The 19,184-nt window shown below is 37.7% G+C and carries 12 protein-coding genes and 1 tRNA gene; 4 read left to right on the top strand and 9 right to left on the bottom strand.

All coding sequences use genetic code 11. The features are described from left to right. Window positions 1-49 precede the first annotated feature (49 nt). The 3 genes from M2408_RS23300 to M2408_RS23310 all read right to left on the bottom strand — a co-directional run bounded on the left by M2408_RS23300 (window position 50) and on the right by M2408_RS23310 (window position 5,547). Window positions 50-1,399, bottom strand: a complete 1,350-nt coding sequence (locus tag M2408_RS23300; RefSeq protein ID WP_259186995.1) for a dihydrolipoamide acetyltransferase family protein — start codon at window positions 1,397-1,399, stop codon at window positions 50-52. 112 nt (window positions 1,400-1,511) lie between these two features. Then, window positions 1,512-2,771 (bottom strand): competence/damage-inducible protein A, encoded by a 1,260-nt coding sequence (locus M2408_RS23305; protein ID WP_259186996.1) that lies wholly within the window; start codon window positions 2,769-2,771, stop codon window positions 1,512-1,514. 145 nt (window positions 2,772-2,916) lie between these two features. Beyond that, the gene (locus tag M2408_RS23310) at window positions 2,917-5,547 is read right to left on the bottom strand and encodes a putative LPS assembly protein LptD (protein ID WP_259186997.1); all 2,631 of its coding nucleotides are present in this window, start codon (window positions 5,545-5,547) and stop codon (window positions 2,917-2,919) included. 201 nt (window positions 5,548-5,748) lie between these two features. Between M2408_RS23310 and M2408_RS23315 the strand changes: the two genes are divergently transcribed. After that, complete coding sequence (locus M2408_RS23315; RefSeq protein WP_259186998.1) at window positions 5,749-6,549, top strand: N-acetylmuramoyl-L-alanine amidase; 801 nt, start codon at window positions 5,749-5,751, stop codon at window positions 6,547-6,549. 62 nt (window positions 6,550-6,611) lie between these two features. Then, window positions 6,612-7,559 carry an MlaD family protein gene (locus tag M2408_RS23320; protein ID WP_259186999.1) on the top strand — a complete coding sequence of 316 codons (948 nt, stop codon included), beginning with the start codon at window positions 6,612-6,614 and terminating at the stop codon, window positions 7,557-7,559. A gap of 68 nt (window positions 7,560-7,627) precedes the next feature. Here M2408_RS23320 and M2408_RS23325 read toward each other — a convergent pair whose 3' ends face one another. The 5 genes from M2408_RS23325 to M2408_RS23345 form a co-directional block, all read right to left on the bottom strand. Then, the gene (locus tag M2408_RS23325) at window positions 7,628-9,709 is read right to left on the bottom strand and encodes a S9 family peptidase (RefSeq protein ID WP_259187000.1); all 2,082 of its coding nucleotides are present in this window, start codon (window positions 9,707-9,709) and stop codon (window positions 7,628-7,630) included. Between the two features lie 252 nt (window positions 9,710-9,961). Beyond that, window positions 9,962-11,446, bottom strand: coding sequence for a cell envelope integrity protein CreD (creD, locus tag M2408_RS23330; RefSeq protein ID WP_259187001.1), 1,485 nt, complete (start codon window positions 11,444-11,446; stop codon window positions 9,962-9,964). Window positions 11,447-11,450: 4 nt separating this feature from the next. Further along, window positions 11,451-11,942 (bottom strand): Coq4 family protein, encoded by a 492-nt coding sequence (locus M2408_RS23335; RefSeq protein WP_120259564.1) that lies wholly within the window; start codon window positions 11,940-11,942, stop codon window positions 11,451-11,453. 51 nt (window positions 11,943-11,993) lie between these two features. Beyond that, window positions 11,994-12,296, bottom strand: a complete 303-nt coding sequence (locus M2408_RS23340; protein ID WP_259187002.1) for a transcriptional regulator — start codon at window positions 12,294-12,296, stop codon at window positions 11,994-11,996. Beyond that, window positions 12,293-12,904: a hypothetical protein gene (locus M2408_RS23345; RefSeq protein WP_259187003.1), complete on the bottom strand. Its 612-nt coding sequence runs from the start codon at window positions 12,902-12,904 to the stop codon at window positions 12,293-12,295. Before M2408_RS23345 ends, M2408_RS23340 begins: the two co-directional genes overlap by 4 nt. Before the next feature lie 149 nt (window positions 12,905-13,053). On the opposite strand from M2408_RS23345, the gene M2408_RS23350 reads away from it, so the two are divergent. Both M2408_RS23350 and M2408_RS23355 read left to right on the top strand, forming a co-directional pair. Next, window positions 13,054-13,135 (top strand) — tRNA-Leu (locus M2408_RS23350). A 68-nt stretch (window positions 13,136-13,203) separates the two neighbouring features. Beyond that, window positions 13,204-14,529, top strand: coding sequence for a trigger factor (locus tag M2408_RS23355; protein ID WP_259187004.1), 1,326 nt, complete (start codon window positions 13,204-13,206; stop codon window positions 14,527-14,529). A 227-nt stretch (window positions 14,530-14,756) separates the two neighbouring features. Here M2408_RS23355 and M2408_RS23360 read toward each other — a convergent pair whose 3' ends face one another. Beyond that, window positions 14,757-19,142: a translocation/assembly module TamB domain-containing protein gene (locus M2408_RS23360; RefSeq protein WP_259187005.1), complete on the bottom strand. Its 4,386-nt coding sequence runs from the start codon at window positions 19,140-19,142 to the stop codon at window positions 14,757-14,759. Window positions 19,143-19,184: the final 42 nt, after the last annotated feature.

Consider the following 19,184-nt stretch of genomic DNA (forward strand, 5'->3'; position numbering starts at 1 on the left):
AAAAAGTGGCTGTCCTTTTGGACAGCCACTTTTTTATAACTTGTTGCTGTTAAATTTCTCTGTTGCTATCCCAGTTTTCGAGATAGTCTGCAACCCGTTTCAAGAATGTGCCGCCTAGGGCGCCATCTATTGCACGGTGATCGTAGGATAGGGACAGATACATCATATGTCGGATTCCGATCATATCACCATATTCTGTTTCGATTACCGCAGGTTTCTTTGTTATTGTACCGACTGCCAATATCGCCGCTTGGGGCTGATTGATAATAGGCGTTCCCATAATATTACCAAAAGCACCAATGTTGGTAAATGTGAATGTCCCATCTTGTGTATCATCGGGTTTTAATTTATTTGCCCGTGAACGCTGTGCAAGGTCGTTCACTGATTTGCTTAGCCCCACTAGACTCAACTGATCAGCATTCTTTATTACCGGTACGATGAGATTGCCATTTGGCAGCGCTGCAGCCATACCGATATTGATATTTTTCTTTTTAATAATATTATAACCATCTATTGATATATTAACCAAAGGAAAGTCTTTTAAAGCCTTGGTAATGGCTTCTATAAATAGTGGTGTGAACGTAATATTTTCTCCCTCACGTTTCTTATACGCATCTTTTACTTTATTGCGCCATAGTACTAGGTTGGTTACATCTGCTTCCACAAATGAACAAACATGCGGGGATACTTGGACACTCTTGACCATATGATCGGAAATCAAGCGTCGCATACGATCCATTTCAATAATTTCGTCGCTACCGTTTACAACAGTGTGGACTGTTGGAGTCGGTGTAACTTGAGTCGGTTCATTTTTGATCAGAGGGGCATTTGTTGGTTTCGCATGATCTGTGTTTTGCTGAGTGCCTCTATTGGCTACGTACAACAGAATATCCTCTTTCGTAACTCTACCCTCGGCTCCTGTGCCTTGGATACGATCAAGTTCTTCCTGAGATAATCCCTCATGACGCGCGATGTTTTTTACTAGCGGCGAATAAAAGCGGACACTTTGTTCGTAATGTGTATTTGTTGTTTCTTCGACTGGACTACCCAATTGCGCTATCCCTGGTATTTCCAAATTGGTAGTTTCGCTTGAAAATGTAGGTTGATCGACTATGCTCTCCTGCGATTGAACAGTAGGTTCGCTTGTTTCGGTATCTCCTTCTATTTCTATAATTGCAACAACATCACCAACCTGAACGATTTGGTCTGCAGTATAAAGTTGTTCCTTCAAAATTCCCCTAACAGGAGAAGGTACCTCTGAATCAACTTTATCCGTTGCGATTTCCAATAAAGTGTCATCTTCTTCAATCAAGTCACCAGGTTGTTTCAGCCATTTGGTAATTGTTGCCTCCGATACACTTTCTCCCATTTTTGGAAGTAAGAGTTTATATAAAGCCATATTTTTTAGCAATCTCGTTATAGAAAAACGAAGTTAATTAAATTGTGGTTTACTTTCAACAATTTGAAATATTATTCCTTAAAAAACGATTTTATTAAAATTTTATTTTAAGTTACTCAAATTTTGCCCCTTCTTCTTTTACTAGTAGTTTCCAGAGTAGGAGAAGCGCATTCATGCGCGTACGTTCGATGTTTATGCGCCTATCATTGTTGAATTGAAATTTCTTTGTGATCACTTCTTTTTTTCCCGCTACGGCCACCCAGACTGTCCCTACAGGTTTCTCAACAGAACCGCCGCCCGGACCCGCTATTCCTGTTGTCGCAATGGCATAGTCCGTGTTAAATTTTGCTTTTGCGCCCGCAGCCATTTCTATGGCCGTCTGCTCACTGACAGCGCCAAATTGCCCCAACGTTGTTTCATTGACATTTAGCAATTGCTGTTTTAGTTTATTGGAGTAGGGGATTGTTCCTCCGACGAAGATTTCGCTACTTCCGGGATTCGCAGTTAATGAAGCCGCCAGACTTCCGCCTGTACAGCTTTCAGCTGTAGTCAAGGTAAGTCGTTGTTGAGTAAATTGCTTAATTAAATATGCTTCAATAGTGGTGTCGTAATCCGTAATTACATAATTTTTTAAGCGATTCAAAAGTTTGCTCTTAAAGAGCTTTACTTCTTGAATAATATCAGCTTTGTTTTTACTTTTCCCGGAAAGCCGTAGGCGAATAAAAGCTAATGTGGGTAAATAGGCCAATTTAATAGTTGAAGGAAGTTCTTCTTCAATATCCTTTATTTCTTCAGCGAGATAGGACTCTCCGATACCGCCTACAAGTATCGTTTCGTGATGGATGAAGATATCTTTATTTTGTTGTTCGATCAAAGGAAAAACACGCTGTTCCATTAGATGTTTCATTTCAAATGGTACACCGGGCATAAAAATATAGTGTTTTTGTGCCTCAGAAACCAACATACCTGGTGCTGTACCATAATCGTTGAATAATATTTCACAGTTTGCCAAAACATCTGCTTGCTGTCGATTAATCTCTAGCATTTCCATATTGCGGGACTCAAAGAAACTTGTTACATGTTGGAGCACTTTTTCGTCACGGATTAATGTTGTGCCAAAATATTTTGCCGCAGTTTTTTTCGTAACATCGTCTTTCGTTGGACCAAGCCCCCCAGTAATTAAAATCAAATCGGCTCTTGTGGATGCGTTTTTTAATGTGTTGAAAATTGCTTCCTCCGTGTCGGGAATGGATGTCATCTGGACAATATCTATCTCGAATTTTCCCAATTGTTGTGCAATCCAGCTGGAGTTGGTATCGATAATCTGGCCTATCAGAATCTCATCTCCGATCGTAATAATTTCTGCTTTCATAGTATAAACTTACATAAAATTACGGATCAACTATACGCTAAAATTGTTTTGATTAAAAGAATTTAAAGATGGTCTTTTTCGCGTAGTAACTGGGTTTGAATTTTTGGGTGTATACCGGATTAATTGTATAAAAAAAGCAGTTATTTTAAAAATAACTGCCTCCAGAACTTGCTCTTTTTGTCAATTTGAGATCTTGCAATATGGATGCCTTCGCTCGAATGGTGACATTATAACTTCGATATCGTCCAAATGGCATCCACCCAAAGGACATATCCCAACAGTGTAAATCTCGATAGATATTGAAGGAAGTCATGACAACTTCTTTTTGTTTAAAATCGTACCCGGATTGAAATGTTACTTTCCATTTAGGTGTAACACTAAAGTCTCCATGTAAATTCAGTGTACTCGTAATCTGATTGTCCATGCGTCGTGTACTCGTATTAAAGAACTTGGACATATTAAAACTGAACGAAGCTGCTAGGTTCCAGGGAATATTAAAGTCTACAAAAGCATTTGGATCGGAACTGATTCGGGCCAAAGCCTGTGCCTGCTCTGGTGTCATTCCAGCATTGGACATTTGCTTTCTCAGTGAATCGATGTTGTCACCCCGTGATTTGGCTGCTTTCGGATTTAGACTATAGTCAAAGGATAAACCGAAATTTGTCAGACGGGCCAAACTTCCATCTTTAATCGCATATCTGTTGACGCGGACACCATTGTCATTTACAGAATAAGGGTCAAATGTACCATTGAAGTTTACATTCATCTTCTGATCGAAAAATGCTGTCCGACCAGAGAAAGTTATCGGAGATAGTTTTAATGAATCTGCAACAAAATTATAATTTCCACTAAAAGTCAAGCCTTGGAGAATCGGTATCTTTTTGAAGCCACCATCGGTGGTGTCAGATTTGCTCTTCACCTTGGCCTCAATATTGTTGTCAATTGAGAAGCCTATACCCGCAGATTTTCCGGCAGAAGGCGAACCATATACTCCCTGCGAAAAGATGGAATATACATTACGATTGCCATATTGATCATTATATTGTTGATAGAATCCATAACGTGGATCGGAGAAATCCGGTCTGTAGTTAAAATTGATGGATGGTGTGACCACATGTCTGATCGCTTCGATTTTTCCGATCTTTGGATACATACCGTATATCTTGGTCGAAAGACCAGTAGATACAGAGTAATCGTAAGCACGATTAAATCCCTGTAGTGTATCAAGCCGTTGTTTGTAGCCTGCAGGTGTGTTATCAATACGTTGTCTGGTACTTTGTAGATACCAACGTTCGGTGTAGTTTACACTGGTATTGAATTGAAAGTATTTAAATGCGTTAAGCGATAAGCTGATAGGAATGTTATGCTGGAAACCATTCTGGAACCTCTTGAAACCTCCAGAACTGAATAACAAGCTGTCTTTGGTATTGACTGTATTTTGCGCCTGAAAACTATAACCAACATTAATACGTTGGTACCATTTCTGTTCGCCTACACGATCTTTGCTATCAAAGGGGTTGAATGAAGAAACGTTTAAACTGATATTTGGTAAGCTTAACTGAATACTTCTGTCAGCCATATTCTGACTATGGGTTAAACTTGCTGTTAGATTCACTTTTCCATCGGCAAACACTTTTCCATAACTAATGGATGACCCCATTCTGTTCTGGGCCAGATTTTCATAAGTTGTTTGATTACTTCCTGTACCTGTGTTGCGGAAATAGGAGGCGGTACCAAAGTTTACACTAGCAGAAAAAGATGTTCCCGGGTTAGCTTCTTGACGTTGGGTATGATTCCAGGTTACATTAAAGTCTTTATTGGAACCGTAATCTTTTGTTCCTTCCACCCCTGTTTTCGTATTTGCATAACGTATATTAAATCCACCGTTGAATTTATAATTTACGGTATAACGTGTGTTCATGGATACTTCCCATGAACCTTTTGAATACAATGATCCTCTAATTTCACTATCCCAGTAATCGTTGAAAGCGAGATACCAACCAATGTCGCGCATGGAGAAGCCTCGCGTATAATCTTCACCAAAAGATGGGAAAAGAAATCCTGAGGCTCTTTTGTCGGGTTTAGGGAAAAAAGCAAATGGGAAGGCTACAGGCATAGGGACACCCATTACCACTAAATAAGCAGGACCAGAAATGATCTGATTTTTGGTCACAATTCCTTTGGATATATGTATACCAAAATGGGTGTGTGGCTCCGGTAAATTACAAGTACTATAGAGTCCCTTGTAGATTGACATCTCATCATAGATATTCTTTCGGACGATATTGGCTTGGATAAAGCCTCCATCTACCTCGGTCATAATACCATAGGTATTCCCTTCCTGCTTTTCGTAGTCATAATAGAGGGAATCTACTGTTTTAGGAGATTCTCCATTTCCCATGATAACAATAGGACGGCCTACATATTTGCCGTTTTTATCATAGATACCTGATGCGAAAATCTTTTTTTGATTGCGGTCGAGTCGGATGTAATCAGCGGAAAGTTCAAAATCCTGATACTTTACTTTTGCACCACGATATAAATGGCTAATATTCTTTGCTACTTCCGATTTTTGGGAATCGACGGCGATGATGCTGACTTCCGCCTGCAATCCACTGCCTTTTTTCTTAGTGGTATCCTGTCCGGATTTAGTAGAATCAGCAGGTTTTATTTTTGTTGTATCCTGCAGTTTACTGGTCGTCGAGACAGGGTCCTTACTTTGAAGTCCGTTCTGTTTTAATGGAATATTGCTCTGAGCTAATGTTGAATTGCTCATTGCAAGAATGATAAATAGTGTTAAAATGTTGATTAACGACTTCAAAATTAAAGACAAATGTTATTTTTGTGAAATAATGTTAAACTTCGAAGGACAAAATTAGTCAAAAAACAAATAGAAAATATGTTAAATATCGTTATCTATTAAAGAAATAATATTGACTCATTTTGTATCGTTTATAGTAGAGCAAATAATTATTCAATGAAATCAGATTTAAGAATTAGAAAATGGTGTAGCATTATGTTGGCTACTTTGGGATTTTTTTTATTGAATTCTTTCAAATTAAACAACGGCCAACCCGAACCACCCGACTATCAGATTAAAACAATCGTTATTGATGCTGGGCATGGTGGAAAAGATACCGGTGCACAGGGCCGTCGATCCCTAGAAAAGAATGTAGCGTTGGACGTGGCGTTAAAGCTCGGACGACAAATTCAAAAAGATATTCCGGGAGTTAAGATTATCTACACACGGACTTCTGATGAATTTGTGGAATTGTATAAACGTATTCGTTTGGCGAACGCTAACAAAGCGGATTTATTTATTTCCATTCACTGTAATTCCGGTGGTTCTAGCGCCCATGGGACGGAAAGCTTGGTTTCTGGTTCGCATCGTTTAGGGCAACAGGATGCTGCTGTCCGCGAGAATGCATCGTTATTGCTCGAATCAAATTATAAAGAAAATTACCAGGGATTTGATCCTAAAGACCCCGAAAGTGCTATTATTTTTTCATTGATGAAGAACAGATTCCGTGAAAAAAGTATTCGTTTGGCACAGATGATTGAGGGAGAGTACGTGAAATCCGGAAGACATAGCCGTGGGTTCTGGGAAAAAGGGTTAGCTGTACTAGCAGAAGCGGGAATGCCAGCTGTTTTGACAGAAATAGGATTTATCAGCAATAGGGAAGAGGAAAGCTATCTTTTATCAGATGAAGGGCAACAAGAAATTGTCAATAATCTGGTTTCGGCTTTAAAAATTTATAAAAATTCTGTTGAACGCTAAACAGATTTGCTTTTATGCTGTTTTAAAGTTATATTAATGATGCATTACAAAAAAAATGATTTGTGAAAATATCAAATGAAACAAAAGTCGGCATATTAGCAACAGTTGCAATTGCTCTATTATTTATAGGGTATAGTTTTTTAAAAGGAAACGACGTCTTCAGTAGCGATAATACATTTTATACCACTTACCCCACCGTCGACGGCTTGACTTCTTCCAAGCCGGTTTTAGTTAACGGTTATCAGATAGGGCGGGTGTCAAAGATGACCTTACAACCAGATGGTAAAATAAAAACGGAATTTAAGATCCATTCCCATTATAAAATCCCTAAAAATACCATCGCTCGTATTTCCAGCACAGATCTATTGGGTAGTAAGGCAATTGTTTTCGAGATGGGCAATAGCACAGAAATGGCCAAAGATGGCGATTTTCTAAATTCAGGTATCCAACCGAATATCATGGATAAAGTTGAACCAATTCAAAAGCGAATTGAAACAATTACGATCAAACTGGATTCTACATTAACGGTGGTGAATACGGTGCTAGATAAACAATTTCAAGATGATTTTAAGAATAGTATTCATAGCATATCCACTTCCCTGAAAAATGTCGAAGGAATCACAAAAGATGTAGAGGGGCTTGTAGGAACTGAAAAGGGACGGTTAAATAGAATTATGGCCAATCTGGAATCGATCACATCCAATTTCTCACAAAATGGTGAGAAAATCAACGCAATAATGGCTAATCTAAATAATATAACAGATAAAGCGGCACGATTGGATTTTGAACAAACCATGAACAAGGTAAATGCAACCATGTCCGATTTTCAAAATATTACCAGCAAGATTAATAGTGGTAAGGGATCAATTGGTTTGTTGCTTAATGATGAAGAATTATACCACAATCTAAATAACGCATCTAAAGAAATGGATAATCTGATGAAGGACGTCAAGGAGAAACCTGGTAAATATATCAAACTTTCTATTTTTGGAAAAAAAGGTGAAAAATAGATCTTTTGTACGTATTACAGATTTATAACATAAAAAAGCCTGCTATTACTATAGCAGGCTTTTTTATGTTATAAGGTTTCTTTAAGCCATGTAAAGAATTCTCTTTGCCAGACCTGAGCATTGTGGCCTGATAGCACCCAATGGTTTTCATCAGGTAAATAGACAAGTCTACTCTTTATTTTCTTCAACTGAGCGAGCTGAAAGGCAGCCAAACCTTGTCCAATAGGAACACGGTAATCTTTTCCGCCTTGAAAAATCAGAATTGGTGTATGCCAGTTATTTGCCTTTTCAATCGGATTAAACTGGGTATAAGATTTTTCGTTTTTGCTATCCCAGTATGCACCGCCCAATTCATGATTGGCAAAGAACAATTCTTCCGTCGTACCATACCAACTTCTCATATCGAATAAGCCGTTATGTGCAATGAATGTTTTGAAACGATTTTGATGGACTCCGGCTAACTGGTAAACGGAATAACCACCATAACTAGCGCCAATTGCTGCTCTACGCGCTGTATCCACATATGTTTCTTTAGATATGTCATCTATAGCAGATAAATAGTCTCTGATCGGCTGTCCGCCCCAATCTTGTGAAATCGCCTCATTCCATTTTACTCCCCAACCGGGCATGCCTCTACGATTTGGTGCGATAACAATGTAACCTTGTGAAGCAATTAATTGCAGGTTCCAACGGAAAGAATAAAACTGCGTGAGCGCAGATTGTGGGCCGCCTTCACAGTAGAGTATAGTTGGGTATTTTTTTGCAGGATCAAAATTTGGAGGATAAATTACCCATGAAAATAAATCAGCACCATCGGACGCTTTTGTAATACGTCTTTCAATTTTGTTTTCTGCAATTGCTGCATACTTGTCGTCATTGACCTTGGTGACCGCTGTCAAAGATTTGTTTTTGAGATCAAAGCTAAAGACTTCGGTTGCACGCGTGAATTTGGTCAAAGTAACAATCAGCTTATCTCCTGTTTGACCAACAATACCCGTAATATCAAAGTCTCCAGTTGAAATTTGTTGGATCTTCGGAAGACTTTTTGACTTTATATTCGAAGGCACCTCTAATTCAAATAACTGCACAGTACCTTTGGTGGCAGCAGTAAAGTATATTTTGCGATTATCATTACTCCAAATAAAACTGTTGACGGTACCATCCCAGTGTGCTGTTAAATTTAATCGGATTGAACTGTTTTTATCAAATAGGATGATGTCATTTTTGTCGGACTCATAACCATCGGTTTTCATACTGAGCCAGGTTAAACTTTTACCATCTGGAGAATAACTTGGTGCAATGTCATAGCCGTTCATGCCTTCCGTAAGATTGGTGGTTGCACCAGAAGATAATTCATAGCGATAAATATCTGTGTTGGTACTCACGGCATAATCTGTCCCAAATTTTTTCTTGCAAACATATAATATCGCCTTGCTGTCGGGAGACCAAATGAAATCTTCTGCACCACCGAAAGGTGCCTGCGGACTGTAGTAAGGTTGATCCTTCAGTAAATCAACGGGATCTCCTATTTTTCCATTATTATAACTCGCCACAAAAGGGTGGTTGAATTTTCCATCATTGAATGTATCCCAATGTCTGTAATCTAAGTCGTCATAAATATAGGCATCTGATTTCGGCAATTCTGGGTATTTATCTGTGCTATGGTATTTTTTGATTAATACAGATTGGCTAAAAAGAATATGCGTTCCATCTGGAGAAAATTTAACATTTTCCAGGGCCATTTCACCGGATGTCAGCTGAGTTGCCTCTCCCTTTGTCAGATTTTTTTTCCACAAGTGACCTTTGGATAGATAAATCACATCACCATTTTGTTCGATCTGGACTACTGCTTCGCCTCCTTTTTGATCCGTAAACTGACCACCGGCACCATTGGCCAATGAGATGGTATAAAGATTCTTCTCACTCGTATTGCTTTCCAAGTTGTAATTAGAAACACCGTACAGCAATGTTTTGCCATCTGAAGAAAGTCCTTCAGCCGATACACGTCCGAGATCCCAAAGGGTGCTAGGGCTAATCGGTTGTGGTGTTTCAGTAACCATCTTAAAACTGGATTTTCCACCTTTGCTTTCTTGCGCATTGCTGAGGTTGCATGCCATAATCGCTAATGTAAATATTGTAAGTTTTTTCATCCGTATAAATTTGTTTTTCAATTGTGATGAAGCTATCAGATTTATTCACTCTTCAGTGCGATTGAATAAATCATGATGGTTTCATATATATAATGCTGAAAAATGTCCTCGCAAGTTACAGATTTTGCTACTAAAAGCTAAGCAAAGGATGAAAATAGCCGTCTTATTTAGTAAAAAGACGGCCATTTGTTCGGATAAGTTTATTTCTTGAGCAATATGCCGATAATTACCCAATAGATTTTGAGATGTTGCTTAGTGATCAGCATGATTGTTGTCAAATTGATACCAATTAATTTTTGTGGAAACACGCATCAGGATTGCCAAAATAATAAAGATACCGATCGTTCCCGCTATGAGTGAGTAATCTCTAAGTTGCATGAGTACATAGATGAATAAATAGAATGTACCCAAAATAGACCCGAGTAAAAGTGCAGATTTAAGATCTTTTGTAATCGCTTTTATAAAACTTGCAATGAGCATTACGGTCGCGATTGCTGCGATTAAATACGCGAGATTAAATCCGATATGTTCTGATAATGCTAATAATAGTGTATAAAAGAGTACCATGGCTGCTCCAATTAGTACATATTGGATAATATGGATTCTTTTTTTCTTGATGATTTCAGTGAATAGGAGCGAAGTGAATGTCAAGAGGATGATCAAAATACCATATTTAGCAACTCGTGTCGTTTTTTGATAGTTATTGATGTCTGGTAGAAAATTGATGGTGATCATATCCGAGTTGACCAACATGTCACTAGGTACGTTTGTGTCAGATGCAGCACGGGCGGTGGGCTGGGGGGGCTCAGATTCATCTGTCAGGTTGCCCCTGTTTTTTTCGAAAAGATAGATTGGATAAATATCTCCTGACCATTGTTGGGGCAGCTTGCGGCTAAAGGAAGGAATCTCCCAGGATGCTGAAAAATTGGCGTTGTCGACTGTTCGTTTACTGGGTAAGAAGGCACCGGCAAAACTCGGATTAGCCCAATTTCCCTTTACAGAAATATTTGTTTGATCACCGAGTGGGACAAAATTTAATGATTTTGAGCCTTTTAGATCTAGTGTGATTTTGAAAAGGTTCTCGCTTTGGGGATTGATTGAAATGGGGCAGACTAAATTTTGATTGAATAGTTTGAGGTTGTTGAAATCAGGATCGAAAGCTGACTCTAGACCATTCCATTTGAGAACAGGGCGTTTACCTAATCCCTTAAAATCTTGTATACCAAATACTAATCGACTTCCTTTCCAGTCAATCTTTTCAATTGGGATTTCCAGCTTTGTTAGATCGATTTTATTAAAGCTACCTTCGATCGAGATATGACTGTTATATACCACAGTATTATAGATCCCCCTGGAAAGATGCTGCGGGCTGATGTCTGTGCTGATATTCGAGCTTTGGGGTAGGATAAATATCCACTTTGTTTGTTTGTATTCTAATGTTGCTGAGTTTTTATTTTTTTCAGCGGGCTTTTGAATCATTTCGCTGTAGGGGATTGCTACGACGGGACCGGAGATGACCTGCTCCTGGCCCCAATTAAGTGCAATGCCTTCGGATACGCTTTGCTCGCGAGTTTTACGTTCTTCAATTAGATCGCTGATCAATGTCAGTGGTATGAGCAATAGTAGTGAAAGAAATAAGATGACAAATAATTTTAGGACAGTTGAGTTGCTAATTTTGTCAAAGAGCGAATACTGTTCTGCTGCAAATGAGCTTTGGGGTGTATTTTGGTTTTCCATGATTTCATTTGTTTAAATCAACCTGAATATTTTTACTGTATAATGCAATTTGGAGTTCGGTAAGCTGGTAATGAAGTATCTCTTTGAATTCAATATGATGGAATCTTTGTAGGGATCGGCCTTTCTGGAAGGTTTTCTTGTAATATTTAAAATGCTCTGGAAACAGGATGCCACCAATCGCGATCATTCCCATTAAATATAGACTAACTTTTCCGTTACCCAACAGAAGATATTGCATGGCAATTTCATCTTGAATTTCGGTTCCTGTTCCCGTTATAATGTGGAAGACATCGTGATTTTCCAATTTCGGCATGACATCAAATCCCTTACTTGCATAAAAAAGACCCAAACTATGGCCAATGCTCCCAATTGGGTAGGTTAAAAATTCCTCTTTGCTAATTCCCCATGCTTTTTTGTTCCATTTGAAAATATCTGCATACACTTTGGAAGACCAGTTGTAGAGATGAAGCATGAGTTTTAATCGAATTCCTTTCATGTTTTATTGTTTTAAAAGTACTTTGAATTTCAAAGTGTTTGGGTAAAAAAATTATTTATATTGTTGTTTTATTAAATTTTCTAATGCAATAAGGTGGTTTTCAAATGCTTTTAAACCTTTTTTTGTCCTTTTATATTTGGTATTGGGCTTGCGGTCGACAAAACTTTTCTCCACGACAATATACTCTTCCTTCTCCAATGTCTTGAGGTTGGAGGCTAGATTTCCATCAGTTACTTCCAATACTTCTTTGAACGAATTGAAGTCATATTCTTCATTCACAGCAAGAACGCTCATAATTTGTAAGCGGACTCTATTTTCGAATATTTTGTCATATAAAGAAAGATCTAATTTCACGATTCGTACTTTTTGTAAACGATAAAACCATAGATGATATGTAACACACCAAATCCTAATCCCCATAACATCAGTCCGTGGTCTGGAAGACATACTGCCATTAAACCTAAGCATATTTCTAGTATGCCTAACCATTTCACTTCTGTGAAGGTGTAAATGCTGCCAGCAGCTAAAGCCAAGCCATAGAAAATCAGCAGTATCCCAGCAATCAAATGATAATAACCTTGAGAAAGTAGGAGTAATGCTAAAACTCCTCCAGTTGTCAAAGGGATTGAAACTGCAAATAAAAGAGATTTGCTGGTAATGTTCCAAATCGACTGCCTATTTTTCTTAGCTTTCTTTCGAGCCATTAACCATCCGGTCAATAATGAGAGCGTCAGAATCAATAGAGCAACTATTAAAAAGAATGTAGGAATAGTCAGACCAGAGGTGAACCGATTGATCACAGTTTCGGGACTTGCTATCGCATAGTAGCCAAGTAAAGTCCCTAATAACGCATAGCAGCCGATAAGAACACCTGACAAACCGCTTATCGAAACAAATTTGGAGGATTTCTCCATCAATAATCTGATCTCTCCAAGCTCTTTAAATAAATCTTTTTGTTCCATAAAAGTACTTTGATATTCAAAGTAAATGAATAATAATGAATTATGCAAGAGGTAGAAAGAATATTGAAAAAAAATAAAAAAAAGAGTGGAAAATACTTGCAAGATATAGGTTTGGTTTCTATCTTTGTGGCATCAAAAGAAATCCTAATGCGGAAGTGGCGTAATTGGTAGCCGCACCAGACTTAGGATCTGGCGCCGCAAGGCGTGGGGGTTCGAGTCCCTTCTTCCGCACTTGATGTCCTCCCGAACTTAAAACCTCGGGAGGATTTTTTTATGAATGCGATATAGCTAAAAAGAGTATGAATATTTCACACGAGAATGTAGATGCAATCAATGCGGTCGTCAACGTCGCATTAGCACCTGAAGATTATAATCCTCAAGTCGACAAAGAGATTAAAGCGCAAGCTAAAAAGGCAAAATTACCAGGTTTCCGTCCGGGTCAAGTTCCTGTGGGACATATCAGACGTACTTATGGTAAATCTATTTTATTTGATGAGATCAATAAATTGGTGAACGATAGAATCACGAATTATATTTCAGAGAACAAATTAGAAGTTTTAGGTCAGCCACTTCCTTTGGAAGATGACGCACAATATAGCTGGGACTATAAAGACAATTTCAATTTTAAATATGAGATTGGTTTAGCTCCTGCTTTTGAATTACCTTTTACTGCTGAGACTGAGTTTGCTGTTTACGATATCAAAGCTGATCAAGAGACTTTGGCAGATCGTATCAAAAACTTACGTCGTAGCTATGGAAAGATGACTAATCCAGAAGTATCAGAAGAAGGGGATGTATTGTATGCTACCTTGAAACAAGATAAAGAGGAAGGTCTTGAGAAAACAACTTCGATCCGTACGGATATCGTTGAAGATGCAAAAATCAAGAAATCTTTAGTAGGTCTTAAAAAAGACGATGCTGTTAAAATCGATGTTAAGAAAGCTTTCAAAACAGAAGATTTAGCACGTATCTTAGGTATCACTGAAGAAGAAGCTTCAGCTTTGGATGTAACTAAATTCGAATTGACTGTTAAAAACATCAACCGTTTAGAAGAAGCTGATCTTAACCAAGAATTTTTCGATAAATTGTTTGCAGAAGGTGAAGTAACTGAAGAAGCTCAATTTACTGAAAAAGTAAAAGAAGAAGTAGAAAACTTGTTCAAGCAAAACTCAGATCAAAAATTACGTAACGATATGTATACTTTTGGTATGGACAAAGTTGATGTAACTTTCCCTGAGGAGTTCTTGAAAAGATGGTTGAAAGCGACGAACCCTAGCATTTCTGAAGAAGAGCTTAATGAAGGTTTTGCTGATTTCTTGAATAATTTGAAATGGACAATCATCGAAAACCGTGTCGTTACTGAAAACGGTCTTGAAGTTAAATATGATGAGGTAATCAATTTAGCGAAAGAACGTATCTACGCACAAATCAAAATGTACAATATCAACGAAGAGCCTTCTGATGAGCAATTGAATCAGTTTGCAATTCAATTATTACAAGACAGAGAGCAAGGTAACCGTTTGTTCGAAGAAGCTAAAGCTTTGAAAGTATTTGATCACTTAAAAGGTTTGGTTAAATTGAACAGCAGTGATATTGAATTTAAAGAATTCGAAAAATTAGCGTAAGCGATTTTAACATTATTATAAGAAGGCCTTCCAGATATTTTGGAGGGCCTTTTTTGCCTTCTAGGAAGTCACCTATACTATTGATCGGTTTTTGATTTATTTAAGCGACCCGCTAATAGCATGCACCTTGCCTTAATCTTACCATTCGGTAATCACTGATTCATTCAGCTTTTTTGATTGTGATGGATAGCTGGACTAGCTTTTACTATTATTTTAGTAGCCTATTGTTAGTTGGGCTGGCTTTTCTTTACATCTGTTTGGGTTGGAATAAAGAAATTATTCTTCTTTCCCAATGGAAATAGCCTTTTCAGAAATTCAGAGAAGGTATTAAACTCTTGCCGATATAATAATCCAAAGGCGCTGATATATTCCCCATCGTTTGGACTAAGAAGAAAGTTTCGTGTGTTTAGGCGGTTGGAAGCCCTAAGTACAAGGCGACCATCTTTGCGCAAATAAAACATAGCTTCTGCATCAGTTGAAACACGATCTGAGAATACATTCAAATCTGTTAACGCCTGACTCCTGCGATCCGAAATACCGCCTGTGAGAACTAACCTGTCATTAAATAAACGAAGGGACGCAGAGGCGTCATTCAGTGATTTAATATTGATATCAAAGAAATTGATATTGAGTGATTGTGCGATGATATTATTGATTTGATTGAAAGCAATTTCGGTGCCCGCTGATAGTAATGTATTGTTGACTTCTTTCCCAAAATCGCTTTGTGTTCCGGGGGTGAAGCTACGTCTCACAATTAAACTGAGCGCTTGCTGGTTGACATTATTGGCATCAGAGAAATACCCTTGCAGCTCGTCCTTCACACCTGGGTTCTGTGGGAAATTGATGTCAAATGTAATATCGGGTTGACTCAATTGACCTTTTAAAATCATGTCCGCTTGTGCTAGTACACGCTCAGGGTTTTCCTCTCTTCCAGCAGCATTGTACAGTGGAGCTAAGCTGGTTCTCTGTTGGTATATCGCGTTGATATTGATATTGGCTTCAGTCGGATTGCCAGCCCATCGTACAGTTCCACCCTCCTTTAAGTCAAATATTTTGTTGATATAATCCTGTGCGGTGAAATTGAACTTACCACTGTTTACGATGAAATCACCGAACATTTCAAAATCTCCCAGTGAAGATATTCGCATATTCAGGTTACTATTTCCTTTGCCCGATAGTTCCCCCATACTTGAAAAAAGGTTGATTTCAGCATTAGGTGTGATCAGTAGATCCATATTCATCGTCAAACCATTAAAATCCCGTTTCTTTTGATTTTTCTTGATTTTGGTGGAATCTTTTTCTATAAAGTAGATGAAATCACTATCGGAAATTGTACTTGCGCTATTAAAAGGTATATTGATGACCGTGTTTTCTTCTGATTTAGCACGTATATTGATATTCATTGCTGATGTCAATCCCTTAAACTGGAAGGTTCCGGAAGCATAAGCGGTACCATAGTAAGTATTGTTATCTTTTATTGTTGTATTCAATACCATGAAATTCTTTGCCTCGGCTGTCACATCTATATCCGGGTCACTTAACTTGTTAAGATCAACAATGCCGTCGATGGTCGCTATATTGTTTTTTTGATCGTATATTTTGAGACCAGTAAGGAAAATTCTATTGTTGGTCACATTGATTTCTTCGGAAAGACGATAGGGGGTTTTGAGGTAATTGATAACCATTGAAGCATTGTCAAGCTTTCCCGATCCACTAATTTTGGGGTTTAGGATATCACCTTCTATGTCAAGGTCTGCATTTATCTTACCTTTAATGTTGGAAACTAGACTTCGCAGAAACGGTTGAAAAACAAATACATCTGTATTAACCAACGTTGCCCTAAGGTTGAGTTTGTTATTTTCACTTAGGTGGTTGTAGGAACCCCTTAACTGAATTAATTTATCACCTTCTTCTATTTTACTATCTAGTTTTACCAATTGGTTTTCAGGGTCATAATTAGCACTAAGTGCTAATGCTCCTATTGGGATATTGTTGTAAAGGATGGGGGATGTCTTGATGTTGGCAACGATAAATGGAGACTTAAAAACAGAATTAACCTCAATCTTTCCATTTAAATTTCCTGACAAATTGATACCGTGTGGTTTTGTGATACCATTGAGCGAACTGAGATTAAAATCCTGGAATCTTAAATTGATTTGATCTGAAACGTCATTTGATAATATGCCATCAATATGCACTTTCTGCTCAGCATGACTCAATGTGAGTTTCTCAAAATACCATTTGCCTTTTGAAATTTTTAATTGTGCATCATTGTTGACAAGCCACTGTTCTTTGTTGATAAGTATATTGGATGGGTAAAAATTGATGAAAGCTGGTTTTGCATGGGCAAAACGGATAACGCCATTGAGATCTAAGCTATTGCTGGCTTCCAGTTCTGACATTTTTATGTTGAACTGTAGACTGTCATTGACTAAGGTGTTTGAAATATTTACATTCTTGATGTAAGTGCTATCCGTAAAATTGATCTGGTCTATGGAAGTCTGTAGTTCCATATTTTTAAGATTGGCATTTTGGTCAATAATCAAATGGGTTAGACGTATGCCATTGTATTTAAATTCAGGTGCATAAAAATTAAAATTTGCGGTCTGCTTTTCGCTGGCAAATTTTGCATTCAATGTTGCTCCACTATCCAGGGCGATGTCTTTTCTAAAGAACGTTGCGATAGGTCTAAATGATTTTATATTGATATTGAGGTCAAAATCCTGACGGTTAAAGTCATTCTTTTCAAATCCAATTGCAGGGGCGTAACGCATCGCTAGTGCCTTAAAATAGGGGACAATCGTGTTTAGATCAATTCTTCCTTTGAGGTCTATATGGCCAATAGCGGACTGCAGTGTTAACGACCGCGCTTCTTGATCTCCTTCTGCGAGGAAATTGATGTTTTTGATCACAAACTTTCCTTTGGAGGAAGTAAAACTTACACTATCGGATTTAAATTCCCCGGTAATATTATTGATGTTATCCCCAATTAAGCTCGTATGTAATTTGGTGTCTACAATATTGATTGAGTCACCTTGAAAGAAATTGAGCTTTTTTAAATTGGCCTGTTGTATATCCGCATCCAAGTGATAGTTAGGCTGGGCGGACCAGTCTATATCTGTCGTAAACTGTAACCTAAGATGTGGGTCATGTATTGTTCCCGAACCGAGAAATAATTGTTTGTCTATATCGCCTTTAACCTGAATCTGCTGATAGGTATATTGTTTAAAACTGAAATTAGTTAGATTACCTGCTATATTAAGCTTTAAATACTTGGGATCAGTACCTGTTCCATCGAGCTGTAGATCGAACCCGGAACTGCCTAAGTCTTTTAATTTAGTAGCCTTACCAAGATCAAATTTTTTAGACTGAAATTTGCCGGCATATTTTATCTCTTTTCTAAGGTCTAGTGTTCCATCAGCTTCTACATTACCAATGTCAGTAGCGAAGGTACCAATCGTTTTAAACTTATTGTACTTTCCAAGTAAGCTGCCTTTGAATGTGAATTTATTGAAAAGTGTGACAATCTCAGGAAGTTTGAAGTTTTTTAAATTGCCGAGTTCACTAATAATATTTTTGAGATCACTATGTTCAGAGGAAATAAAAACATGTGGAACAATAAAGTCTGTCTTGTCTATATCAGGTAGGCCTATAATTTTTAGATCGCCCGCTAACTTGGTATTTTTTCCAATGGTCAAATCTACTTGTGAGGCATCGATGGCTGCTACAGTGCCCTTCAGGTTCGATTTTTTGATCTTTACATCAAACTTGACCTGGTGCATTGGGGATGAAAAGAGGGCAATATCTTCGGAGTGTATGCGCGAATCGCGTGCACGTATCTCGACATTGACTTTATGGATAAAGTCTGAAAAATCTGAGAAATTATTGTAGCTTAATTTTATATAATTTTTGACTGTGGAGCGATTGGTTGTGAGCATGAGATCTGTCAGTTCAATGCTTTTGTTACTTACTGAAGCATGGGCGAGAAGTCCCTTAATAACCAATCCTTTTTTCTCATTAAGATTGAAGCCTTTGATGTCTGCTGAGATACGATTGGAGTCAATTTTTATATTACTAAAGTGTGCATTTAATTTTGATATGCCTAAATCGCCAAAATCAACAACTTTGTTATAGTGTTTTTGCCTGTGGTTAACATAGTTGAATGAGTTGTTGTTGATAATAAGTTCTTTAATGTCAAAGATTATTTTTTTTGAACTTTTCTTTTTCTCTTTCTTTGGTGGGTTGAAATATCGGATTAAAAATGAGATATTGCTGCTATCCTTAAATTGTTCGAAATTACTTTCCGTATTTTCAATCTTCAACTTATTAATGACAACCCTGTTCAATTCTATTAGTTGGGATAGATTTACAATTGCCTCTATTTTTTCGGATTTTATGATTTTTTGACCTTCTGGGGTATAAATTTCGAAGCCCTCTATCACAACAGATTTAAAGGGTTTAAAATAAATACTTTTTAAACTGATTTTGGTATCCAGCTCCTTGGATAAATACTTGATGGCCTTTTGTGCAACAAAATTTTGTACAGGTTTCAGCTGTAGCGATAATGCCAATGCAAGCAGTATAATGAATATACTACCCAGGACTATTGACATTATTTTTATTATTTTTTTGATACTTTTGTATTCTAATTTATA

The organism is Sphingobacterium sp. BIGb0165 (assembly GCF_024810095.1).
In the GTDB taxonomy this organism is placed as follows: domain Bacteria; phylum Bacteroidota; class Bacteroidia; order Sphingobacteriales; family Sphingobacteriaceae; genus Sphingobacterium; species Sphingobacterium detergens.

What these genes read in the sequence shown, in the direction of transcription:
- M2408_RS23300 (WP_259186995.1), bottom strand. Translation starts at nt 1,399, where the DNA reads ATGGCTTTATATAAACTCTTACTTCCAAAAATGGGAGAAAGTGTATCG.
- M2408_RS23305 (WP_259186996.1), bottom strand. Translation starts at nt 2,771, where the DNA reads ATGAAAGCAGAAATTATTACGATCGGAGATGAGATTCTGATAGGCCAG.
- M2408_RS23310 (WP_259186997.1), bottom strand. Translation starts at nt 5,547, where the DNA reads ATGAGCAATTCAACATTAGCTCAGAGCAATATTCCATTAAAACAGAAC.
- M2408_RS23315 (WP_259186998.1), top strand. Translation starts at nt 5,749, where the DNA reads ATGAAATCAGATTTAAGAATTAGAAAATGGTGTAGCATTATGTTGGCT.
- M2408_RS23325 (WP_259187000.1), bottom strand. Translation starts at nt 9,709, where the DNA reads ATGAAAAAACTTACAATATTTACATTAGCGATTATGGCATGCAACCTC.
- creD (WP_259187001.1), bottom strand. Translation starts at nt 11,446, where the DNA reads ATGGAAAACCAAAATACACCCCAAAGCTCATTTGCAGCAGAACAGTAT.
- M2408_RS23335 (WP_120259564.1), bottom strand. Translation starts at nt 11,942, where the DNA reads ATGAAAGGAATTCGATTAAAACTCATGCTTCATCTCTACAACTGGTCT.
- M2408_RS23345 (WP_259187003.1), bottom strand. Translation starts at nt 12,904, where the DNA reads ATGGAACAAAAAGATTTATTTAAAGAGCTTGGAGAGATCAGATTATTG.
- M2408_RS23355 (WP_259187004.1), top strand. Translation starts at nt 13,204, where the DNA reads ATGAATATTTCACACGAGAATGTAGATGCAATCAATGCGGTCGTCAAC.
- M2408_RS23360 (WP_259187005.1), bottom strand. Translation starts at nt 19,142, where the DNA reads ATGTCAATAGTCCTGGGTAGTATATTCATTATACTGCTTGCATTGGCA.